The following is a 23,847-nucleotide window of genomic DNA, read 5'->3' as shown; positions in this document are numbered from 1 at the left end:
GAGATCTACGGCATGTGGAGGCCCTCTCCCCTGTTCCGCGCGCATCGACTCGAGCGCGCTCTCGGCACACCTGCCCGCATCTACTACAAGTACGAAGGCGTGAGCCCGGTCGGTTCACACAAGCCGAATACTGCTGTCGCGCAGGCTTACTACAACGCAATCGAGGGAACCACCAAGCTCACCACCGAAACCGGTGCGGGACAGTGGGGTGCGTCGCTGTCGTTCGCGGGCGCGCTGCTCGGACTCGACGTCGAGGTATGGCAGGTTCGCTCGTCCTTCGATTCGAAGCCGTACCGACGCATCCAGATGGAGGCGTACGGCGGAATCTGTCACCCGTCGCCTTCGGACCTGACGGAAGCCGGACGCGCACTGTTGAAGTCGCATCCCGACACCACCGGCTCGCTCGGTATGGCCATCAGTGAGGCCGTCGAGGTCGCTGCGCAGGATCCGAACACGCACTACTCACTCGGTAGCGTGCTGAACCACGTCATGCTGCACCAGACCGTGATCGGTCAGGAAGCAATGGTCCAGCTCGAAGAAGCCGGCGACGCCGTCCCCGACACCGTGTTCGGTTGCGCCGGTGGCGGTTCCAACCTCGCCGGACTCACCTTCCCGTTCCTGGGACGAAACCTTCGCGAAGGCACCAAGACTCGTCTGGTCGCCTGCGAGCCGTCGGCATGCCCGTCCCTCACCCAGGGCGAGTACCGCTACGACTTCGGTGATGTCGCCGGCCTGACGCCGCTGCTCAAGATGCACACTCTGGGTAAGGATTTCGTACCGCCGGCCATCCATGCCGGTGGCCTCCGCTACCACGGCATGTCGCCGATGGTCTCGCACGCGGTCAACCTCGGACTCATGGATGCAATTGCCGTCGATCAGGACGACGCACTCCAGGCAGGTCTGATTTTCGCCCGCGCCGAAGGAATCATCCCGGCTCCGGAATCAACCCACGCGGTTGCCGGCGCTATCGCTCACGCCCGTGCCGTCACCGAACCCGAGGTGATCGTGATCGGGCTGTCCGGCAACGGTCAGTTGGATCTTCCGGCGTACTCGCCTTACGTCTGACGCCGTCGGTGTGGTGGTCTCGTGCGTACGAGGCCACCACACTTCGTCACACCGAGCACGTGGGCTCGATCTCGCGATCGACATCGTGCCGGCCGTCCACGAAACGAACCGATCAGTTTGATCGATCGGTTACGGTCTTTCGATGCAGCTTCGGTTGAAGGAACATTGGAAACTGGTCGCACTCGGACTGGCATTGCTCGTGGCGATCGCGTTCATCGTCGTATCGGTAATCTCCGACTCCAGTGATGCGGCATGGCCGAAGTAAAAGACAGGCGGTCCGATCGTCGAGCAAGGCGTTGTCGACGTAGACCTCTCCGATCCTCCGCAACAAGCCTGGGAACTCGATGTCCGAGCGCTCACGGACAACCCCGGGGACGTGCTGCTGTCGATGCCTTCCACGCTCGATAGCTACTACGGCTACGGCAACACGTACCAAGTCAGTGACGTGCTGGTGGCCGCGACTGCTTATCCGCTTCCCAAGACCGACGAGTCTTCGTCGAGTCAGGGAGTCGGTGCCGTCACACTCGTCGGGGTGAATCCCGACGACGGAAGTCCGCTGTGGAAAACGCGAATCGGCGGAGTCATCGGCCAGTGCAGTCAGCAGAACGAATCCACGATCATCGCGTGCTGGGGCGATCGACGGATGATCTTTGTCGATACCGCGACCGGAACTCTGATGTCCGACCTCGGAACCGACTTCGATCTCAATGGCGCCACCATCGCCGGAGACACCGTGTACACGTCCGGCGAAAGGATGGACGGAACGGTTCGAACACGAATTCTTGCCAGCGGCACCACAACCAATTTGACTGCCAACTTCGTGCGTACCTTCGAACCAAGTGAGAAGTTCGGAGCCGTCTACACGGTCCCTCACACCGACACTGTCATTGCGATGGAACAGGGCGACGGCGGGGACCCGCAGTACCGCTATCGAATCTACGATCTGCAGTCCGGCGCCGAACGATTCCGATTCGAGGGCGATTCGCTTGTCCCTACCGGGAACGGATTGTTCCTCACCAGTGTCGGCGGCCGGTCGGGATATGCCGGAACCCAAAACCTCTTGGCTTCCGACGGATCCACGATTCGTGCGATACCGATTCCCTCGTACTCATCGTCGTCCTACCCAAGTAAGCCTTCGACGGCGGTGCCGATGTTTCTCGGCGACGGCGCCTACGATCCGGAGTCGGGTGACGAACTTTGGCGCAGTTCACAAATCGTCAACACCGCGATGGCCGGGACGGGAAGCGCCATCGCCGCGGTGGTAGGAAAAACAATCCTGGTCACGTCTCCCGAGACTCGCACAATCTCGGGTCTCGACGTCGAGAGTGGCCGACAACTGTGGCAAACGCCCTGGCAAGACGCGTACTGGGTTCGAAGCGGTGCGACTGATGGCGATCACTTCGTCTTCAGCGACTACACCGGCATGCATTCGATCAGGGCTCGCGACGGAAAGATGATGTGGTCGGTCCCCCTTCCGCCAGAGGTCGATCCGCGCGGAGTCGTCGTCTCGAATGCCGGCAAAAACGTGTCGTTCTCCTGGCAAAACCACTTCACCGTTTGGCGATAGGCCGGCAACATCACCGGTTCAGTGTCGTACTGACCAGCCGGCTCAGCAACCAGCAAATGGATAGACGTACAGCCTCGATGGCCACAATCCAGTCTGGCGCGTTTGTTCAATTTCGGGGGAACGATCTCGAACAACTGCATGTATCTCCGCGACTCCGACTTCGGAAAGATCAGACCAGACCTGCGGTGAAGGGGTGCATACGAATCGCACCGACTCAGGTATCTGATCCAATCCAACGATAAAGGGAGCCAACGGGAATGGATGCGAAATCCCCAATTTGCAGTCGGCAACAAATAGTCCAGTTCGCGCGCGAACATCTGCGTACCGGGGGACCGAACTCAGACCAAATTCGTCGTCATTTCGGTTTGCAAAAACGCGCGTTCTTCACGCAGCTCGACACCCATCTGGACGATTCTGCACTTTCAATGCCCGAAAAAGTTGCACTCCGCCGCATCTGCCGACAGGAGGATAGAAGGTGCCCGATCAAACGTATGAACGTCTCAGCAGGTCAAGCCAACCCACCCCGGCCGATGTACGACGCGCTTCCTTTCCCACCCCAGAACCATCATGCTTGACGATCGAAAGCCGCCAACTACGTTCAGCCGCTGGATTCTTCCGCAGTCCCCTCTTCTCGGATCGGGATCATCGGAGATCCAACAGCCGCGCGACTTTCAGGCTCAAATGCAAGGCCAACCGGTCGTCGCCGTTTGCCAAGTCTGCTCGTGTTATCTCCTGAATTCGCCGCAAGCGATAGTACAAGCTCCCTCGATGCACACAGAGCGCCTCTGACGTTCGCTTTACGTCACCGGCATTGTCCAAAAAGCTCTCCAGCGTCGCGAGAAGAGCCTCACTTTTCGAGTCCTCATGGCTGAGCAAGGACTGCAAACCTGAGTGAATACTGTTCTCGAGTCGATCCTCCGACAGTTCGGCCAGAAGTCCGTAGACGCCGAGATCCCGATAACGCACAACATTTCCGAGCACCTTGACGACCTGGGCCACATCTGCGGAACGTCTGGACTCTTCGTAGGATTCGCGCACATCCGCAACCGAGGTTCGCGGTTCACCGATACCGACCCAACATTCGATGTTCTGGCGCCCACTTTCAGACAAGACTCGCTCCCGGGCTGCCACGATCAGCGAGTCCAGATGGGTTTGAGTCGAGCGTTCGGCCACCGATACGATCAACAGACTGTGGTCGGGGCGGTCGAGTTGGATTGCACTGTTCCGCGGGAGCCTCCGACGAAGCTGATCGACGCCGACGGCAACACTCAGACGATCTCTTTCGGTCAATGTCGACTGGTCGCCAGGACGGAGCAACACAGTGACCACGACTGCTGGACCCGCAGCCAACAAGCCCTCCTCGGCCAACCTGTTTGCCGCGTCCTCGCGCAGCGACCGCTCGCCCGACAGGACGTCTCGAGTAAGTTCCCGCTCCCGACTTCGGGACAACTCGTCCAGCAACTGTTCGCGGTGGAGGATCATCGCTGCCGCATCAGCCGTGCGCCTCAAGACCTCGGCTTGATCCTCGTCAACTTCGCCCTCCGAAGTCAACAGCCAGACGAAGCCCAGCAGCGCATTGCGGTACCGGATCGGCATCCCGACCCGGCCAAGGGTCAGCCCTAGTTCTTCGTTGACGGGAACAGTGAAGAGATCGAGGGCTTCACGGCCTCCACTCGCGTAGATGAAGTCTACGATCTCGCGTGAAACATTCCGCTGTAGAACGGAATTCATTCTGACTGAATCGACGGCACTGTCATGCGAGTTGTACGCGAGCAGACGAATCTGTACATCATCGATCGCAACGGAACGGTCCAGTCGGCGCCCGGTAGTGTCCACCAAATGCTGTAGTTCTCCGACCATGGTCGAACTGTACGAGCCCCCTCTCCGGTTTGCAACATATGCCCAAATTTCTACGTAGAAAATTGAACACATGACAGTGATGCAACTAACTTTTGCGCCATAGGCTCGCTTCATGCCAAGCACTCGAGACCCGTGACGTCTTCACTCGGTCCACAAACCGGCAGAAGTGGCAGCGACGAGAGCTGTTGCAGCCGTGGGATTTGCATAGTGGGGCGCGAGGCCGGCCGGCACGATCTCCCTCAGACGAGGTCGCCTCCGACCCGAAATCGACAAACGACCTTCGTTCGCCAGTTCAACATCGAATCCCACCGACCTCTTTCAATGTCGAATACCTCGAATGACATCGGTGACCGTGATGTCGCAAAGCCGTTGCCATTCAGCATATCCCGAGAGGAATCATCATGACCGGCACAGCGAATGCTCCTGCAGGGCATCAAACCGAGACTCCACCTGGACGTCGATCGGCGCGCCGTAGGGCCCTGATCGCCGGGGCGACAGGCAACATCGTCGAATGGTTCGATTTCACGATCTACGGTTTCACTGCCGCAGTTCTCGCGACAGTGTTCTTCCCTCCGGAGTTCGGCAGTGGCGCACTGCTTGCCACCTTCGCTCTTTACGGAGTCGCCTTCTTGGCCAGACCTGCCGGCGGCATATTCTTCGGACGGCTTGGTGACCGCCTCGGCCGACGGAGGTCACTGTCCCTGGCAATTACGCTCATGGGCTGCTCGACGGCGGCAATCGGTCTCCTACCGACGTACGCTTCGATCGGTGTTGCTGCACCGCTGTTGCTGCTGCTGTGCCGATTGGTTCAAGGATTCTCGGCCGGGGGCGAATACACCGGAGCTGCCACCTTCGTCGTCGAGCATGCGCCGTCCCACCGCCGAGGCTTGTACGCAGGGATAATCAGCTCTTCGTCATTTGTCGGCAGCATCTTGGCCACGGTCACAGTCTTGTCATTCAGCTCGGTCGGCGCTGAGCACTTCGCCGACGGAGGATGGCGTTGGCCGTTCATCATCGGAGGCGTTGTCGCCATGGTGGGCCTGTTCATGAGGCTTGCCGTCGAGGAGACTCCGGCGTTCAAGGAAATGCAAGAAAACGATTCCCTTCCAACCCGCCCACTCGCAGATCTGTTCCGCAATCACTGGCGGACTCTGCTCACGTCCTTCGTGTACTTCGCCTCGCTCGGTGTCGTTACTCATATGCTGCTCGGCTACATGCCGACATTTCTGGTTCTCTCAGCCGATGTTCCGAGCACGGTGGCACTGCTGATGACAACCGGCGCTTTGGTTCTCGCAGTACCGCTGTTCATCTTCTTCGGCGCCACAGTCGACCGAATCGGCCGGAGGCCACTCGTCAGAATCGGCATGGTGATGTCAGTTTTCGTCTCGGTGCCCAGCTACATGCTCATCGGTACCGGAAACATTTTCGCGATTGCCGTTGCACTGGCTTCTCTGGTCCTCGCGCTTTCCTTACTCGCGTCCGCTTTGCTCGTAATTCTCGAAATGATGCCGACGCATGCGCGATTCACCGGCACGGCAATCCCCTACAACATCGCATATGCACTTTTTGCAGGGACCGCTCCTCTGGTGTGCGCAGCACTGGTCAACGCCACTGGAAGCGATCTGTCGCCTGCCTTCTATGCGACCGCCATCGCTTTGATCGCGCTTCCCATTCTGTGGCGAGGGATTCCGGAAACGAAAAACTGGTCTGCCACGCAGGGCAGCCCGACGAAACATTTCTGACAACGGACGCGCCACGGCTGTGATTTTTTGCGCAGCTGTCGATAGCGTTCCGATGGCCGCCACGAGAGAGTTGAGGACGACGAACACCTCTGGACTTTCAGGTGCCAAATTCATTAAGACAGAGCCGAATCCGAGAAGTCGGGATGAAGCTCTCCAGAGGAAGTCGACGGCGTCGGAATTACCAGAACCCAAGCTTGCCGGATCGAACAGCTGTGCTTTCGATCCGGCGAAGCCATCAGTAGAAAGAGAGGCCGAAAGTGCCTACCGACAAGACCGATGCAGTTGTGGTCGGAGCTGGAGTGATCGGCAGCTCCATCGCCTACGAACTGGCCGCTCGAGGCTACGAAGTCCTGGTCATCGACAAGTCTGGTGGTCCGGGCTACGGCTCGACCAGTGCATCCAGTGCGGTTATCCGGTTCAACTACTCCACATTCGACGGTATGGCTGCGGCTTGGGAGTCGCTGCATTGCTGGCAAAACTGGAACGAGCATCTCAACGCGACAGTCGACGGCGCGCTTGCGAAGTTTCGGCAATGCGGGATGGCACTGCTCGATGTCGACGTCGCGCCCCACGCGCGCACGATCGGATTATTCGAGAAGATAGGAATCGATTACCAGCTTTGGGACGCAACGACACTCGTCGAGAAGATTCCCGGTATCGACGCCGGCAAATACTATCCTCCGAAGCCAGTCGACTCGGAGTCCTTCTTCGCAGATGCCGAAACCACGCTCGGCGCGCTGTACACACCTCAGGCGGGGTTCGTCGACGACCCGCAACTGGCTGCCGCGAATCTTGCTGCGGCAGCACGTTCGCACGGTGCAGTTTTCGCATACAACACGCGTGTAGTGGCAGTCGAGCAGTTGCCTGACGGCATCTGGCAGCTAGGGCTCGACGACGGGGAAAGTGTGAAATCCAAGATTGTCGTCAATGCCGCCGGCCCCTGGTCAGGAGCGTTCAACAAGCTGTCGAACGTCGGGGCCGACTTCAAGGTTTCGGTTCGGCCCTTGCGCCAGGAAGTTCATCACGTCACCGCACCCACTGGCTACAACGACGACGAGATCCTCGGCCCGATGATCGCCGATTTGGATCTCGGAACCTACATGCGAGCCGAACCTGGAAACGGATTCCTTGTCGGCGGAACCGAACCGGATTGCGATCCGCTCGAGTGGATCGACGATCCTGATACCGCCAACCCGAATCGCACTGTTGCCCGGTTCGAAGCGCAGGTTTTCCGCGCCGCCAGGCGTTTCCCCACCCTGGAGGTCCCGTCACAACCGAAAGGTATTGCCGGCGTGTACGACGCAGCATCCGACTGGACCCCGATCTATGACAAGACAGACAGGCAAGGTTTCTACGTCGCCATGGGCACCAGCGGGAACCAATTCAAGAATGCCCCTATCGCTGGGCGCCTCATGTCCAGGATCATCGACCAGGTGGAAGCTGGACACGATCACGACGCTGATCCCCTGACCTATGTCGGGATGCACACCGGGCTCGAAATCGACCTCGGCGCATTCTCCCGCCTTCGGGCACCCAATGCCGAGTCGACCGGGACCGTCATGGGTTAGAAGTGTTGTCCGGCTTGGAGAATCGATAGCCGCGACAACTGAATAGACACGGCTGTGGGTGTCCACCACGTGGTGGACACCCACAGCCGACTTCTCCTTCAACGGCGTCTACGGAAAATCGCCCGTCGAACGTGTCAGCGTGCACATCGTCGCCGGGACGAACAGCTACCGTGCATGGCATTTTTTCAAGTAGCTCAGGAACGATGCCTGCAGCCCGGTTACGTGCGTCTCGTGCAACAACGCGGTCGAAACATCCTGCGACCGTCCCTTGCCATGCAACTGCTCCACGACGGCGAGAACGTTGCGTGACAGTCCGCGATAGATCGGAATGGGTCCAGTCAGTTCGGCTTCGTTCAGCGTGACGTGCAGCTGCGGAACAACTGAGCCCACGCCACGCTCGGGCAGTGCCTCGACCAGCGTGTGGATCTGGCTGTCGGCGTTCACAACTCCGGGACTACCCGCACCGAAGGTCGCGAATGGGGGCGCGTCGCGCAGCCATGCGTAGAGGGCGAAAAGGCCTCCGTACGAGTACCCGAAGAGTCCGTGCCCGGACTCGCTGACACGTAGCTCCGACGAGTACAGGCGAGGGTGGAGTTCGTTGGTCAGGAAGTCGAGGAAGACGTCCCCGTGGGTGTCTGCCAGCTCCTCGAGGTAGGCGTCCACGTACTCCTGGGTCATTGCACCCGAGTCGCGAGCAGCGGCGAGAGTAGCCATCATTTCTTCGCCTACCGGTTCCCCAGGCGGCACGAGATCGCGGTTGCGGAGCCGTGCCCAGTTGGCAGCTTCCTCACCGGCATATCCGACGCTGACCTGGATGTACGGGGCGACCGTCAGGTACGGGTCTGCCTGCGTGACGATGAGCGGGGCGGTAAGACCTACAGCCCAGTTGCCGTCCATCACGTAGATCAGCGGTAAGGGATCCATGGAGTCCGCGTAGCCGGGGGGTGTGGTCACCCAGACGCCGTAGCTGTGTCCCGACTTCGCCGTGATTTCGAAGTACTCCGTGTCTGCAAAGCATCCGTGCAGCATTGCGCTCATCGAACGTCTCCCTTGACGATATTTCCGGACTTCACGACGAGAACAGCCATGTCCGGATCGGCGAAGACCTTTGCGTCTCGGAGTGGGTCTTGCTGCCAGGCAACCATGTCCGCCTGCATACCGACGCGGATCGTCCCGACGCTTTCCCCGATACCGAGAATGTCGGCATTGACGCTGGTGGCCGAAACAAGTGCATGCATCGGCGACTCCAACTCCGCGCGCAAGTGCAACTCCTCACCTCGGCGCTTTTGGTGCGGCCCGATGAGGTCCGAGCCCAGGCCGATCCTCAGGCCTGCTGCGCGAGAGGCCTCGAGCGCTCTGGCCATGCGTTGACGCACTCCGGCTGCACGCTCTCGTATTGCCGGGTCCAGGTCCATGCTTTCGGTGTCCGCCAACTGCTCGACCACGGCGAAGGTGGGGACAAGTGCCACGTCATGTTCCCGCATCAGCTGGGCCGTCTCCGCATCGATGTCGGTGCCGTGTTCCACGCACCGGACGCCGGCCCGCACCGCGTTGCGAATGCCCGCATTGTTGTGGGCGTGGACCGTGACGTAGGTGCCGCGCGACGCTGCTTCTTCCACTGCCACGGAGATTTCCTCGACGGTGAACTGTGTGTCGGTGAGGCTGTCATGGCCTCCGACGACACCGCCGGTGACGCACAGTTTCAGAAATGTTGCGCCTCGGCGGAACGATTCGCGCACGTTGCGTCGTAGCTCGTCGGCATTGCCCGACATCAAGGACAAGGCGCAGAGCCCTGGAATGTGGTGCATGTTCCACAGCTCGGTCGGCTCCCATGCGGCCCCGTAGTAGCCGTGTCCACCGGTCTGGCACTGCACAGGACCACACGAGAGGACACGCGGACCACGCACCTTGCCGCTCGCAATAACGTCGACGACTCCGCCGTCGATGCCACCGACGTCTCGCACCGTGGTGAAGCCCGCGTCGAGGGCATCGCCCGCGGTGGCGAAGATGCCCGCAGCCAGTTCGGCTGCCGAGAGCTCAAACCCGAATTGCCTTCGGATCGGACTCGAAATACCCAGGTGGACATGAGCATCGATCAGCCCCGGAGTCAGAAGCATGCCGTCCAAGTCAACTGTCGTCGAACCCGACGGCGCCTGTCCGATCGCGGTGACAATGCCGCCACTCACGCACACGTCGACTTCGACCGGGTCGGTGCCCGATCCATCCGCGACCATGCCGCCGGCAAACCATACGTCAGTCAAAGGGACCTCCGAGCATTGGAAACCACTCTCCTAAACACTGGTGAATTCGATATGCGGTACCGTACTCAACAGTGGTGAACCCGTCAATGGAGGTAGCGTGAGATCGCCGGTTGGGGAGGGTCGAGAGCGACTGTTACAGGCACTGTTCGACGAGTTCGGTGAAACCGGCCCAAGCCCGAAGCTGTCGATGCGACAAGTAGCGGAGCGACTCGGAGTGCACCACACGCTGCTGACCTATCACTTCGGATCACGACCGGGTCTCCTCAGCGCCGTACTGTCGGAAGCTCGCCGCCGTGACAACCTCGTCATCGCCGCGATGGGCAAAGATCTCGGGTTCGCAGCCCTGTGCACGGCGATCTGGAGCTTCTACTCGAACGCCGAGCACGAAGATCGAAGCCGCACCTTTTTTCACCTGGCCGGACTTGCGGTGTACGAGCACAAAGCATTTCAAGATTTCGCCGCCGACCTCGACGATTTGGCGCACCTCCTCGAAGCGGCGGCCCTTCGCGAAGGATTCACAGTGGTGGATGCAAAGCAGCAGAGCATCATCGCAACCGCATGTCTGCGAGGACTGTTGCTGCAGAGGTTGCTCACCCCCGACGCCGAGGTCGACGCGGCAGCCGAGCGCTTCATCACCTCGTTGACAGCGTCCACCACGTAAACCCCTCATACACAACCGATCACCCCCGTTCGAGATCACCGGCGCGGGGGCGTTTTCCCTGGGCTCGGGCATATTTCGGCGTGAGACGGTTCCCTGAGCCCCGGTTGAATGATGGTCGATCACCCTTTCGACATCTGTACGAGCGAAACGCCGAAAGATGCGACAAGTGAATGTATCCCGGCTCAGCAGACACACGACATCATCGACAAGTCCGATGATTCACACGAGTTTCGAAAGTCAGGATCGAATTGTGACCGTTACCTTCCGCGCCGCAGAGTTGAACAGCGCAAGTGGGATCTTCCAACAAGCACTGCTGGGCCAACCCAGTGCAGAGCCACTCGGCGGAGACATCATCACTCGTGCAGATGTCGAGTTCACCAGTGACGACGGCCGCATTCAATCCGGAGTCTGGGAGAGCGAACCGGGAAAGTCGCGGTGGGAGTTCCTCACCCGCGGCGAGATCATCACCATCGTCTCCGGCGCCATGACCGTCGAGGAGGACGACGGCGATCCCGTACATCTCGTTGCCGGTACGAGTGCAATCTTCCCAATCGGATGGAAGGGTACGTGGACGGTCACCGAGACCGTACGCAAGGTGTTCGTCGTATACAACGAATGACCAAGAGAATCCGCAACATCCGACTTTCACGGCCCGTCGTACGGACGGATCTCCCGACGCAGCCCACTTGCCCTGAGTACCTGTCGCTGCACTCCCGCCCTCACGGAATCCTCGGTGCCGATTACTCTCACATGGTTTCTGGCGCGAGTGATCGCCGTGTACAACAACTCCCGAGTCAGCAGTGACGACGCCTCGGCCGGCAACATCACCGATACGGTGTCGTACTGGCTGCCCTGGCTCCGGTGAATCGTCATCGCGTAAACCGTCTGCACCGACGAGAGTTGGCTCGGGTGAATCAGAAACGCATCACTGCCCCGCTGGAATGCGGCAATAGGCACGCCATCCTCACGCTGCACGATCACCCCGGCATCCCCGTTGTAGATCTTCGCCTCGTAGTCGTTGGCCGTCACCAACAGGGGTTGGCCCGGATACCACCGCGTCGGGTCAAGAAACTGCCCTGATGCCGTGCCGACCCACTCCATCGCCTGCTGCGCCCACCTCCCGACACCGTACGGTCCGTCACGGTGGGCGCACAGAAGGCGGTGCGATTCCAAGCCTTTCAGCGCGCCGATCGCATCACCCACCTCGGCCGACGCCGTCACCACCTCTGAACTCGCAACGATGTCGGCGCGCAATGCGTCAACATCCTCGGGCGAATGGAAGGAGACGGCTGGATCACCGCTGCGCAGGATACGCAGAACCTCACCGGAATCTCCCGCTCGAACTGCCCTGGCCAACGACGCGATGGTTCCGTCGAAGCGGCGCCCGCGTGAGAGTTGAATGATCCCGCCCCGCAGACGATCCTGCTCATCCGCACTCAATGCCTCTTCGGAACCAGTGGCCGTGAGATCGTCACCCACCAACTGTGTCAGCGTCGGATTTCCACTGACCTTTACCGGGCGGGCGACAAGATCAGCAAGAACAGCGCCCGCGTCGACTGAGGTCAACTGATCGGGATCGCCGACGAGCAGTAGCCGGGCATCGGGGCGAACGGCTTCGAGCAGGCGCGCCATCAACGTGAGGGAGACCATCGACGTCTCGTCGACGACGACCACATCGTAGGGAAGTCTGTTGGTCGCATTGTATTTGAAACGACTCGAACTCCCCCGCTGCCAACCGAGTAGGCGGTGCAGGGTCATGGCCGCGAGTTCTTCGGGAAGGCCAAGGCTCGCGGTCTGCTCACGTACGGACTCCTGCAGCCGTGCTGCGGCTTTACCCGTCGGTGCGGCCAGACCGATGCGAGCATTCGAACCCAATTCCTCCGACAGGAGAGCGAGAATACGTGCGACCGTATGGGTTTTGCCGGTTCCGGGCCCACCGGCGATGACGGTGGTCCACTGTGTCGCGGCGAGAGCAGCTGCTATCCGTTGACGATCCGGCGCGATGGTCGGCCCGTTCTCGTCGACGAACAGCGAATCCAGCCGCGTTCGGACCGCTTTCAGGTCGGCGGGCGGCCACGTGGACGCCCGCTCGTCGAGCACTCGCCGAATCGTCTGCTCCTGCAGAAAATATCGATCGAGGTAGAGGAGTTCACCGTCGTCCGTGTCGATCAACCGGAGCGGTCTGAGAGGTCCGGCGTTTCCGCCGATCACCAGAGGGCTCAGCCGAAGGGCGGCAACGATCTCCGACGGTTCGGGCCACGGCAACGACGTAAGTTCCTCCTCCGTCGCATTGTCGACGCTCACATCACGCATCCGTCGTAGATCGAGGCACACCGAACCTGATCGCACGGCCCGAACTGCCAACGCCGCGGCCAGCATCACTTCTTCGGAAGTTTCACCGCCCAGGCTGCACACTCTCGTCGCGACATGAACATCGGCGGCAACCAGAACCCCGGCTTCGTTGAAGATTCGCACGATCCCTTTGGCGCGCTGCGCCAATTGCGCCTCGGTCATCGAATCTTCTCCCCTACTGTGTGGGACGCATCAAGACCGGCCAGCAGATCCGATAGTTCAACCGTCAGCTGAGCAGGCGGTTTCCATTCGAAGACACCGCATTCCGGCGGGCTGTCCGGGCCGAGCATCCCACGCACGAATTGATACTGCGCGCCCCCGAGATGACGGTGCGGATCGTAGTCGGGCAGGCGCCACCGCAGATACCGATGCAGTGCAACCGAATACAGCAGTGCCTGCAGCGGATAGTGCGAGCGCATCATCTCCGTCGCCATGAGTTCACGCGTGTAGTTGGCAGCCGTCAGATCGCCGCGACCGATCCGGTTGGTCTTGTAATCGACGATCACGAACGACGGGCCCGGGATCCGCAAGACTGCGTCGATACTGCCCGTCAGGAATCCGCGCATCGGTGACGTCTCGACACGGTCCAGATAGTCGGCGTACGACGCCAGAATGTCGTCGGAGGAAAGGTGGCGCCTCAACAGTTCCGATACTCCGCGGAGTGTGACACTCATCGACACCGGATCGTCGCCACCGGCCAGTGGGAGTTCGAAATCGAGTTCGGGAAGACGATCTTTCGGCGCGATCGTGGCCAAGGTTCCGAATCCCAAGGGAGTCTGCATCACCAGATACAGCGCATCCGCGAGTGCTTCGGAGTCGACCTCGGCCGCCCGTACCGAGACCGCCTCGGCGCAACGCATCCCGAGTTCCGCTCTCAGATCTGCCACAGCCGTGTCCACCACCTCGAGCACCTCATGCACCAGCGTGCCGAATGCGGCGCCCGCGGGAAGTCCGTTCATGGGTGAAGGGAACGCCTCCAGGGGCGAGGGGGTAATGCTCCCGAGGTCTACGGAATCCTCTGGCTCGTCGTCTTTTTCGGGATCCTCGACCTCGCTGCCCGTGGTCGTGACCGCGTGGTGCGCTCCGGCGGTGAGTGCCGAGTACGACGTACGACGCCACAGAGTGTCCAGGTCTCGATCGAAACGCGCCGCGGCCAGTTCGGTCACGTCCGCAGCCGCTCTGGACCAGTGGACGGGCGAGGGCGGATGGGGACCAACAGGTTCCACCGATATCACGTCGGAAGCTGCTGCCGGCCAGGTTGCGAGCCGTGCTGCGGTTGTACCGTCGTCGAGCACCTTCACTACCCGAGCAGGTTCGGCGATGCCGGGTGTACGTCCGAGCATCAACCGGTGCAGCGGCGAGCGGGAGGTCCCGTAGCTGGGTGCCCACCAGAGCACGAGTTGGCACTGCGCCCGGGTCAGCGCCACGTACAGCAACCGCAGTTCTTCGCCCGCTTCTTCGGCCTCCGCAACAGTCTTTCTGGCGTTGTACCCCGGGCCTTCCTGCCCGCCGACGTCGAGGATGCGGCGTCCCTCCGGGTCGTGCAACAGCTGCGTCGGCGAGTTGAAGCCGCCAACGCTCTCCCAACTGAACGGGACGTAGACGATCGGGAACTCGAGCCCTTTGGTGGCATGCACCGTAGCGATTTGCACTGCGGCAGCGTCACTGTCGAGGCGACGGCTTCTGTCGGTCGCGCTCCCGGACGTCGGATCCTTGATTCGGTCGGAAAGCCAGCGAACCAGTGCGCTCAACCCGAACGCTTCCTCGGTGGCGACGCGACCGAGGAGTTGTGCGACGTGCCGCAAATCGGTGAAATCTCGTTCGCCGGACGGGGCCGCGAGTACACGCTTCTCCAGATTTGTTTCGGCAGAGATTCTTTCGAACACAGCCGCAAACCCGACGCGTGCGAACAGCCCGGAATAGGAGCGCAGTTGACCTGCAAGTTCTGCAACGACGTTGTCGCCGTCCTTGTCCAGTTCTTCGGAGGTGCGCCCGAAAATCGGCGAGAGGGCCGTCAACCGGACACGATCGGAGCGATGGGGCTGCTCGATCGCCTGCAACAGCCACAGCCACTGGGTCGCACTGGGTGTCGCGAAAACACTGGACCCTCCGGTCAATACGGAAGGTACACCGACGGCATCGAGAGCATCGCGGATCATCGCCACGTGCTTGTGGGTGCGCACCAACACCGCGACGTCTCCCGGTTCGACCGGGCGTGGATCACCGTCGACTGCCAAGCGGGCATCGCCGCCCAGGAGCGCGACCACGTCTGCTGCGACGTCGTCCGCGACGCGACTGCGAAGTCTGCCTACGGCCGGAAATCCCGAACGATTGAGCGGTCCGGCTCCGGTACGGGGCAGATGGCGCACACGCATCGGCACCGGGCCGAACAACCGAGACTTCTTGTGCGAAGCCTCCACCGGATGCGCGACGATGCCTTCGTTGCCGAGTGCGGCACCACCGTAGAGGTGTTCGAGTGCCGCCAACAACCCTGGGTCGCTACGCCAATTGGTGGTCAACTCCTGGTGCGCATCCGCCTGATCGACCGCATCGAGATAACTCAGGACTTCTGCCCCGCGGAACGCATAGATGGCTTGTTTGGGATCACCGACCAGGACCAGGGTGGTGTGACCGTGGAAGGCCAACCGCAGAATGTCCCACTGCAACGGATCGGTGTCCTGGAACTCGTCGATCAACACAACCTTGAACTTTTCGCGCACCCGACGACACGCGACGGGACCGTATTCCGGATCCGTCAATACACCGTGCAACAGCGTCAGCAGATCGTTGAAGTCGCGAATTCCTTTGGTCCGCTTACGTCGTTCGACCTCGACACGAGCAGCAGCCGCGAAGAGGACGCGCTGACCGGGTGCGGTCTCCTCCTCGCCGTCGGGTTCGAGAATTGCCTGACCATCACCGACTGCGCTTCGGGCGATGGCCAGCGCGTCCTTCGTGGAGAACGGTGGAGACGAGTCCGTCCGGCTGTAGCGGCTGAGGTACAAATCCGAGACGACCTCACTGATCAGGTCGTCGACCGACTCCACAAAAGTTGTGTCCGGTTCGCGTTCCCCGGCGATGCCGAGTCCGTCGAGCATCCTCTGACAGAAACTGTGGGTGGTCGTGATGGTGCCGGCGTCGAACTCCGCGAGAGCGCGCAGGAGTCGACGACGCCGCACGCCGATCTCCTCGTCGTCAGCTGTGGCGAGGTACGCCACCAGATCATCATCCGACCGCCTCGCCGCCTCCGGGTCGACCAGAGCGGCGGACACTCCCGCGAACCTCTCCCTGGCACGCTCACGAAGTTCCTGAGTGGCGGCCCTACTGAATGTCACCAGCAGAACTTGCGAAATGTCAGCGAGGCCTTCGGCAACACAACGGGTCGCGAGTCCGACGATCGCGTAGGTCTTGCCAGTTCCGGCGCTCGCTTCCAACACCGTGGTGCCGGTCGGCAGTGGCCCCAGAAGATCGAAGTCCACGGGTTACTCCGCTCTTTCGTTGGTCAGCAACGGATCCCACAGTCGTCGGGCGAGAACTCCGAACCGAGTCGGTTCCTCGGCCCAGACGAACTCGTCGTCCGACGGCGGATCCGCAGCCAACTCCGCAAGTGTTCGAGCCTCTCCGAAAACGTAAGTGTTGCTCGGATCGATCATCTCGCCGTACTGCCCGGTCCACTGGGTGTCCGCACCGTTTGTCGCATCGTCGACCGACTCCCCACCAAAGCGTCGGCGCGCATATTCGGCTGAAGTCGCGGCCCACATCGGCAACGGGCGCTGCAGCCCCCGCTCCCGTAGGTCCACCAATTGCTGCAGTATCTCGACCGCATTGCCCGGCGCATCGAGCACCGACCGTGCCGCTGCTGTCTTTCCCCGACCCCGTCCGATCGAGACTGCATCGAGCGGACCGGGTCGTCCGTGTGATTTCAAGGCGAGGAGATTGATCCAGGCCGTCATCCGATGTTTAGGCGCCAGTGAGGAATACGACGCTCGCACCACTGAATTGCCGTGCACACCGGTTACCGTTCCGGTGAGACGACGCCCGTTACCGAGGTCTATGTCGACGTCGACAGCTTCGGAGTCTCCGTCGAAGTGCGGCAAGGCAAGTCCGGCAATCTGATCGACCACCCATTCGACGTTGCCCAGAACCGTAGCGCCCAGGTTGTAGGGCGGCAGAGTGCCGCGGCGCCACTCGGCTGCACGAAAATCCGCAGAGCTGCGTCCAGCCAAGCGCGAGAGAAGCATTCGGTCACCCAGAGCCCAGGTGGACAGTGGATCGAGCTCGGTTGCCAGCGAATCCGCGATGTCGTCGTCGAGTTCCGGTACCCGGACGCCGAGGCGTTGGCGCAGAAAACCACGCGCGGGATGTACCAGGAAGTTCACCAAGTCGGCGATGTTAACTTCCTTCGGATGCACCTCGGGTAGCTCGGCCGACAAGACTGTCGGCAATTCGACCGGTGTTCCGGAGGCAGCCCTCGCACCGGCCAGCGCTGCCGTGTCGAAGCTGAACGGCTTGTTCGGCGCGAAGTTTCGATTGTCGAACGATTGCAACGGATGCCGTGTCAGCACTCCGTTGATCGCTTCCGGACCCACCGTCGCACTGAGTACGTCGAGAAGGCCACTGAGGGGGATCGCCGGTGGTCTGACGACACCGGTGACCGGATCGGCACCGGTATACAACAGAATCAGATGTTCGCCCGCAGACATCACGGCATCGAGAAGCAGTTGCCGGTCTTCACTGCGCAGATCACGCTCCCCCACAACGGGATCACGTGACAAGATGTCGTCGCCGTCGACTCCACCGGTTCGAGGGAACACCTCGTCGTCGAGTCCGATCAGCACGACCACGCGATGCGGTACCGAACGCATCGGAACCATCGTGCACACCGTCAGTTCGCCGGTTCGGAAGTTGGCACGCGTCGGTCTGCCCGCGAGGCTGCGCGAGAGCATCGCGCGAACATCGGCCAGACGTAACACCGTCTCTCCGCCGAATTCGACAGCAGCTACCAGTTCGCGGTGGGCCCCCGCGCTCTGCCAGGAATCTGCGGGCGCTGTGTCGGTCAGCAGATCCAGGGCCCGCATCAGCACACGAAGCCATTCGGCCGGTGAATGTGGGCCGGCAAGATCGCGAAGCGAGACGGCCAGGCGATCGACGAACTCTGCGAAACGTCCAGTCAGGTCGATGTCTGTGCCGTCCACGTCATCGAGTGGTAGCGCGAGATCCAACCAGGCATTTTCCGATTCGTCCGCGCTGACCCCCAACAAGATTCGGTCCATGGCGGTGTTGAAGGTGTTCTGCGGAAATGCGTCGAGGCCGAACGTGGCACGCTGCCGACTACCGATTCCCCAGCGAGCACCCGCTTCCGTCGTCCATTCCCGCAGTCTTTCCAACTCGTCGTCGCCCCACGAAAAACGTGTGCGGACAGGCTCGGTCGCGGCCAGGTCGAGAACCTCACTGGCTGTGGCCCGGCCGTCGGCCAATTCGAGGAGAGAGCCGAGAACGGCCAGGACAGGATTGGTCTGACGTAATCCGCGGTCTGCCAGCCTTACTCGAAGGAGATGCCCCGGGTGGCCATGGACGCCTTGCCCGAATGCAGCACGAACCAAAGGTGCGTACGTTTCGACGTCCGGGCACATCACGAGTACGTCGCGCGGCTGCAATGTCGGGTCGTCCTCGAACAATCGGAGCAGACATTCGCGGAGCACCTCGACCTGCCGTGCCGGCCCGTGGCAAGCGTGGACCTGAACTGTCCCATCCGGTTCCGCTGCAACCCTGGGAGCACGATCTGCGATGACATCGGCCTTGACCGTCGCCAGGAGAGATTTCGGGCCGGCTGGTTCGGGAAGATGCACCGACTCGAACTCGGCGGCACCGAGGCTGATCTGAAGTTCACGAACGTCGCGAGCAAGACTCGACAGCAACGGATTGGCGGATATCAGCGCTGACCCGTCTTCCGAACGTCGGATCGTGCTCTCACTTCGAGGCGGTATGCGCGAGCTCATCTTGGTCCACAGCGCGGGGCTGGGATGCGGGAGCCAGATGTGCACGTCCCGATTCGCACTGAGTGCGCTCAAGATCATTCGCTGATCGACCGGCAGCCGTGTCGGCCCGAAGACCGACAGGCGTTCCGGTAGGTCGACCAAGGCCGGGTCCTCGACCAGTGCGCGGCTCACTTGCCCCAGTCGCTCTGCGGGCCCCGGAACGTCGATCTTGTCCGCGACGATGCACCACAGACGTGCCTGCCATTCGAAATCCTCCGACAGCGCCAATCCGTGTCCGTCGGTCAACCGCCCGGCGGCCCAGTCGATCAGCATCTGCGGGCGTTGCGCGGCATAACTGCGGAAGAGTTCGGTGACATGTGTGGCGGAGGCAAACCGTCGACCTTCACGATGGCCTTCGAGATGTTTCGCCAGGACTCCGCACCAGGGCTCGCCGAGGGACTCGTCGATCACATCGAGAACCGTCCACACCAATCGCGTCGGCGACCATGGGTCGTCGTCAGCCGTGATTCCACTGACCGCGGCCACGGACTCCGCGACCAGGCGCGCGGGTGAAGGAAACGCGATGTTCGCAGAAATTCCGTCCACTGCTGACGGTCCGGACGTGCCTAGCTGGGAGGACAGCCGCTGATTGAGCCAACGCTCGACGCCCTTGGCCGGCACCGCAACAGTTTCCCGGGCGAATGGATCCGACAGCGGGGTACGGAGGACCGTGGCCAACGCCGAGACCAAGGTGTCCGAACGCTCGGCCCGGTACAACTTCAGCAATCTTCGCTCCCCTCACTCCGTCCAGACGTCCATCTCACCACGGCGCTGTGACAGGAGACGCCGAACCAGCCTCACGCAGCGGTGACGCGCAGGCAACATGACCGCAACCGGACGTTCGTACTGTGCGGGAATGACCAGTCCCGTCACCACACCTCGCCCCGCTGGAACCGGTCTCGACATCTCCGGCCTCGGCAAGACCTTCGAGATGGGTCGTCGGTCGGTGACCGCGCTGACCGACGTGTCCCTTCAAACCAGCGAAGGCTCTTTCCTGTCTCTGCTCGGGCCGTCCGGATGTGGGAAGTCCACCGTTCTCCGCATCCTTGCGGGCCTCGATAGTCCGACGTCGGGAACGGCCCTTGTCAACGGACAGTCGCCGGCCGAGTTACGCAAGCGCCGCGAACTCGGAATCGCCTTCCAGGATTCGGCTTTGCTGCCGTGGCGAACAGTGGCCTCCAACATCAAACTGCCCCTTCAGGTTGCCGGCATCGATCCCGACCCCGACCTGATAGCCGACCTGATCGCGCTCGTCGGCCTCGAAGGATTCGAGAAGGCCAAGCCCGCCCAATTGTCCGGCGGTATGCGTCAGCGTGTGTCGATCGCACGATCGCTCGTGGTCAAGCCGAGTGTCCTCCTACTCGACGAACCCTTCGGCGCGCTGGACGACATGACCCGTCAACGGCTCAACATCGAATTGCTCAGGATCTGGACCGAGAAACCGGAGACCACGTTGATGGTGACTCACGGAATCGCCGAAGCCGTGTTCCTCTCCGACGTCGTCGCCGTCATGACGCCGCGGCCCGGACGCGTCCTCGAAGTCGTGCCGATCGACCTGCCGCGCCCGCGTACACCCGAGATGATGCGTACACCCGAGTTCCACGAGATCCACGACTACCTCTCCGGACTGCTCTTCGGAAAAGCAGGCGTCGCATGACAATTACCGATATCGAGAACGTCGCGACCGCGGCGGCGCAGCCATCTGTGCCGCGCCGGATCCGATTGAAGCGTCCAACGTGGTTCGGCGGTGCAGTCGGCATCTGCGGACTGATCGCTCTCTGGTGGATTCTGGCGGCGGCCGGTGTTGCGGGAGGCACGATTCCGACGCCGTGGGTGGTTGTCTCGACGATGTTCGACGACGGTTGGTCGCTGTACGGACCCAATTTCACCGTCACGGCTTCCGGTGCGCTGCAGGGCTTTCTCTGGGGAAACCTGCTGGCGATCACGCTTGCCGTGCTTGTCGTTCTCATTCCGCCCATCGAGGGATTGGCCACACAACTGGCGATCCTGAGCTACTGCACACCGCTGTTGGCGCTTGGCCCAATCATCCTGGTCGTCTTCGGCGGCCGGACCCCCACAATCTTTCTCGCCGCAATGTACTGCTTCTTCACCACGATGGTCGGCACACTCGCCGGCCTGAGATCGGCCGACAAGACGAGCCTCGATCTCGTCGCCGCTTACGGCGGTGGGCGTTGGCAGAAGTTCACCAAAGTTCAACTTGTGAGCGCACTTCCGAGCACCTTTGCTGCCCTCAAGATTGCTGCACCTTCGGCCGTGCTGGGTGCAATTCTCGGTGAGTATCTCGGCGGGGTGGACAGCGGGATCGGCGTCGCACTCACAGCCGCTCAGACGTCGTACAACGTCCCGCGAACGTGGGGAATGGCTATCGCCGCCGCCTTGCTCGCCGGTCTGGGGTACGCCGTCGTCGCAGCGATCGCCCGGCTCGTCACGCCGTGGACCAGCGCTCCGGGAGCACAGAAATGACCTCGGTACGAGGAACATTGAGATTCCTCGCCCCGATTGCCATCGCCTCGGCGCTGTTGCTTGTCATCTGGGTGGTCTTCCTCAACGCCTTCCCCCAGGTCGGCCCGCGTGTGGGAAAGACGCCGGCCGACGTCTGGGAGTACCTGTTCTCCGGCCCAAAATCCGCCGACGCTCGTTCGGGCATCATCGACAACCTGTTCATCACTCTGCGCGACGCCGGTGTCGGCTTTGCCGTCGGAATGACTGCCGCGCTCGTGGTGGCATCGATCTTCGTCGTTTCCCGCACTGTCGAACAGACTTTCATGCCCGTTGCAATGCTTCTACGATCTGTTCCTCTCGTTGCGATGACCCCGATCATCGTCCTGATATTCGGCCGCGGAATCGTGGGTGTGACAGTCATGGTTGCGATAGTGGTGTTCTTCCCAGCCCTCGTCATGATCATGGTCGGTCTACGTGCCGCTCCGGCTCAGGCACAAGACCTCATCGCTGCCTACGGCGGGAGTCGTTGGACCGCATTGCGAATGGTGTCCGTGCCGTCCGCACTTCCGGCTGTGTTCGCCGCTGCACGAGTATCCGTACCCGGCGCCTTGATCGGAGCACTGATCGGCGAATGGCTCGGTAGCGGCCAAGGCTTGGGTTCGAGCATGATCAAAGCCATTCCGCGCTACCAGTACAACGAATTGTGGGCATCTATCGTGGTGATCACCGTGGTGTCGATCGTCCTCTACGCCGTGGTCGGGATCTTCGAAAGCATCGCTCTGTCTCGTTTCGGTCCTTCGGCGGGCAAGTCGTGACATCTGTTAACACGACCTCAACAAACTCTCTCTCCCAAGCAAACTGAACGAAACCGACTGGCCCTAGTGTTCCGATTCATGACGCCATTCAAGCCCGTCCGCCAGCTGGACCGCAGGGCCTTCTTCCGCTACTCCGCGCTGACCGGCATCGCAGTCGCCGGTAGTGCGTCATTGCTCGCGTGTAGCAGTGACTCCAGCAGTTCGAGTGGCGGAACCACGGACGACGGTTCCGAATTCGGAACAGTTGCAGTGCAGTTGTCCTGGATCAAGAACATCGAGTTCGCCGGTGAGTACTTCGCTCTCGACAAGGGGTACTACAAGGATGCAGGGTTCGGGAGTGTAGACCTGGTGGCAGGTGGCGCAGCCGGCACCGGCGTCGAAGCCGGCCTGGACACCGGCAAGGTGTGGATCGGAATGTCCGCACCGCAGCTCACAGCCCCCGCCGTACTCGACGGACTGGAGGCAAAGATCGTCGGTGCGACATTCCAGAAGAATCCGTTTGCGATTGTCAGTTCCGCTGCGGCACCGATCAACTCACCACAGGACATGATCGGCAAGAAGATCGGCGTCCAGGATTCCAATCAGCTCGTCTTCGGAGCTCTCCTGGCAGCAAACGGCCTGACCGAAAGCCAGATGACGATCGTGCCCGCGCAGTTCGATCCGAGCCCCTTGGCGAACGGCGAGGTGGACGGCTGGGTCTCCTACGTGACCAACGAGCCGATCACACTGGCCGCCAAAGGTTTCCCCAACGCCCACTTCCTCTTCGCGGACTACAACCTGCCGTTGGTCGCCGAATCGTTCACGGTTCTCCAGTCCACCATCGACAACGAGAGGGACAAACTCAAGGCATTCCTGAAGGCCGAGATCCAAGGATGGAAGGATGCGGTCGCCGATCCGGCAGAGTCGGCACGGCTTGCCGTCGAGGTCTACGGCAAGGACCAGAACCTCGAACTCGAAGAGCAGATCAAGGAAGCCACCGCACAGAACGATCTGGTGGTGTCGGCAGATACCAAAGCCAACGGGTTGTTCACGATGACACCACAACTGATCGAACAGAACATCGCGGCACTGTCGAAAGCTGGGCTGGAGATTACAGCGGACCAACTGTTCGACATGTCGATCCTCGAAGAGGTGTACGCGGAGAATCCGGAGCTGATCTGACTGCCGAGCGTCAGCGAACCTCCCGCGCGAGTACGCCCGAGATGAATAGCTGTACAAGGACCTCGGCCTTGTACCGGTCATCGGACCCAGCACCGATACAAAGGTTCCCGATGCCTTTGAGCACGTTGTACGCATCGACCCGCGAAGCAGTGCCAACGGACTCGAGCGCTGCCGCGAGGAGGGAGTCACATACCGGAACGAGGCGGTCGACGAAGTAGATATGCAGAGCGTCGGACCCGGCGCTGTCTCCTTGCAGTGCACCGGCGAGCCCATGCTTGGTTACCAGGAACTCCACGA

Annotated in this window: 17 protein-coding genes and 1 pseudogene; 11 read left to right on the top strand and 7 right to left on the bottom strand. The window is 61.3% G+C overall.

Annotated features, from left to right (window positions below; translation table 11 throughout):
* The 3 genes from A2J01_RS07770 to A2J01_RS07765 all read left to right on the top strand — a co-directional run.
* A partial coding sequence (locus tag A2J01_RS07770; RefSeq protein WP_064112447.1) for a TrpB-like pyridoxal phosphate-dependent enzyme occupies positions 1-1,065 on the top strand: 1,065 nt, incomplete at its 5' end.
* A gap of 142 nt (positions 1,066-1,207) precedes the next feature.
* Positions 1,208-1,330, top strand: a complete 123-nt coding sequence (locus A2J01_RS37190; protein WP_269455290.1) for a hypothetical protein — start codon at positions 1,208-1,210, stop codon at positions 1,328-1,330.
* Between the two features lie 123 nt (positions 1,331-1,453).
* Complete coding sequence (locus A2J01_RS07765) at positions 1,454-2,632, top strand: outer membrane protein assembly factor BamB family protein (protein ID WP_231915733.1); 1,179 nt, start codon at positions 1,454-1,456, stop codon at positions 2,630-2,632.
* Positions 2,633-3,274: 642 nt separating this feature from the next.
* Here A2J01_RS07765 and A2J01_RS07760 read toward each other — a convergent pair.
* Positions 3,275-4,492 (bottom strand): PucR family transcriptional regulator, encoded by a 1,218-nt coding sequence (locus A2J01_RS07760; RefSeq protein ID WP_041814672.1) that lies wholly within the window; start codon positions 4,490-4,492, stop codon positions 3,275-3,277.
* Positions 4,493-4,893: 401 nt separating this feature from the next.
* On the opposite strand from A2J01_RS07760, the gene A2J01_RS07755 reads away from it, so the two are divergent.
* Both A2J01_RS07755 and A2J01_RS07750 read left to right on the top strand, forming a co-directional pair.
* Positions 4,894-6,234 (top strand): MFS transporter, encoded by a 1,341-nt coding sequence (locus A2J01_RS07755; RefSeq protein WP_058039219.1) that lies wholly within the window; start codon positions 4,894-4,896, stop codon positions 6,232-6,234.
* A 257-nt stretch (positions 6,235-6,491) separates the two neighbouring features.
* Complete coding sequence (locus A2J01_RS07750; protein ID WP_003945449.1) at positions 6,492-7,802, top strand: NAD(P)/FAD-dependent oxidoreductase; 1,311 nt, start codon at positions 6,492-6,494, stop codon at positions 7,800-7,802.
* A gap of 165 nt (positions 7,803-7,967) precedes the next feature.
* Here the strand turns inward: A2J01_RS07750 and A2J01_RS07745 are convergent, their stop codons facing one another.
* Both A2J01_RS07745 and A2J01_RS07740 read right to left on the bottom strand, forming a co-directional pair.
* Positions 7,968-8,840, bottom strand: a complete 873-nt coding sequence (locus A2J01_RS07745) for an alpha/beta hydrolase (protein WP_064112445.1) — start codon at positions 8,838-8,840, stop codon at positions 7,968-7,970.
* The gene (locus A2J01_RS07740) at positions 8,837-10,063 is read right to left on the bottom strand and encodes a metal-dependent hydrolase family protein (protein WP_225989611.1); all 1,227 of its coding nucleotides are present in this window, start codon (positions 10,061-10,063) and stop codon (positions 8,837-8,839) included. Before A2J01_RS07740 ends, A2J01_RS07745 begins: the two co-directional genes overlap by 4 nt.
* A 97-nt stretch (positions 10,064-10,160) precedes the next feature.
* Between A2J01_RS07740 and A2J01_RS07735 the strand changes: the two genes are divergently transcribed.
* Together A2J01_RS07735 and A2J01_RS07730 are read left to right on the top strand one after the other, a co-directional pair.
* Complete coding sequence (locus A2J01_RS07735; RefSeq protein WP_064112444.1) at positions 10,161-10,724, top strand: TetR/AcrR family transcriptional regulator; 564 nt, start codon at positions 10,161-10,163, stop codon at positions 10,722-10,724.
* Positions 10,725-10,974: 250 nt separating this feature from the next.
* Positions 10,975-11,343: a cupin domain-containing protein gene (locus A2J01_RS07730; RefSeq protein WP_064112446.1), complete on the top strand. Its 369-nt coding sequence runs from the start codon at positions 10,975-10,977 to the stop codon at positions 11,341-11,343.
* Positions 11,344-11,369: 26 nt separating this feature from the next.
* On the opposite strand, the gene recD is transcribed toward A2J01_RS07730, so the two are convergent.
* The 3 genes from recD to recC are packed head-to-tail and all read right to left on the bottom strand — an operon-like array spanning position 11,370 to position 19,837.
* Positions 11,370-13,238: an exodeoxyribonuclease V subunit alpha gene (recD, locus tag A2J01_RS07725; RefSeq protein WP_064112443.1), complete on the bottom strand. Its 1,869-nt coding sequence runs from the start codon at positions 13,236-13,238 to the stop codon at positions 11,370-11,372.
* Positions 13,235-16,552 (bottom strand): UvrD-helicase domain-containing protein, encoded by a 3,318-nt coding sequence (locus A2J01_RS07720; protein ID WP_064112442.1) that lies wholly within the window; start codon positions 16,550-16,552, stop codon positions 13,235-13,237. Before A2J01_RS07720 ends, recD begins: the two co-directional genes overlap by 4 nt.
* 3 nt (positions 16,553-16,555) lie before the next feature.
* Positions 16,556-19,837: an exodeoxyribonuclease V subunit gamma gene (recC, locus tag A2J01_RS07715; protein WP_064112441.1), complete on the bottom strand. Its 3,282-nt coding sequence runs from the start codon at positions 19,835-19,837 to the stop codon at positions 16,556-16,558.
* Between the two features lie 97 nt (positions 19,838-19,934).
* Between recC and A2J01_RS07710 the strand changes: the two genes are divergently transcribed.
* From A2J01_RS07710 to A2J01_RS07695, 4 genes are all read left to right on the top strand, one after another.
* Positions 19,935-20,768 (top strand): ABC transporter ATP-binding protein, encoded by an 834-nt coding sequence (locus A2J01_RS07710; protein ID WP_064112440.1) that lies wholly within the window; start codon positions 19,935-19,937, stop codon positions 20,766-20,768.
* A complete protein-coding gene (locus A2J01_RS07705; protein ID WP_003945560.1) occupies positions 20,765-21,595 on the top strand; it encodes an ABC transporter permease in 831 nt (276 codons plus the stop codon). The genes A2J01_RS07710 and A2J01_RS07705 overlap by 4 nt, the downstream gene beginning before the upstream one ends.
* On the top strand, positions 21,592-22,389 hold the full coding sequence (locus A2J01_RS07700; RefSeq protein ID WP_042449420.1) for an ABC transporter permease: 798 nt from the start codon (positions 21,592-21,594) through the stop codon (positions 22,387-22,389). The genes A2J01_RS07705 and A2J01_RS07700 overlap by 4 nt, the downstream gene beginning before the upstream one ends.
* 78 nt (positions 22,390-22,467) lie before the next feature.
* Complete coding sequence (locus A2J01_RS07695) at positions 22,468-23,550, top strand: ABC transporter substrate-binding protein (protein ID WP_042449795.1); 1,083 nt, start codon at positions 22,468-22,470, stop codon at positions 23,548-23,550.
* 10 nt (positions 23,551-23,560) lie between these two features.
* Here A2J01_RS07695 and A2J01_RS36325 read toward each other — a convergent pair.
* Positions 23,561-23,847, bottom strand: a pseudogene (locus A2J01_RS36325) (TetR/AcrR family transcriptional regulator); the annotation flags it as partial.

The organism is Rhodococcus sp. EPR-134 (genome assembly GCF_001647205.1).
In the GTDB taxonomy this organism is placed as follows: Bacteria; Actinomycetota; Actinomycetes; order Mycobacteriales; family Mycobacteriaceae; genus Rhodococcus_F; species Rhodococcus_F qingshengii.
This window is presented reverse-complemented; position numbering and strand designations above follow the sequence as displayed.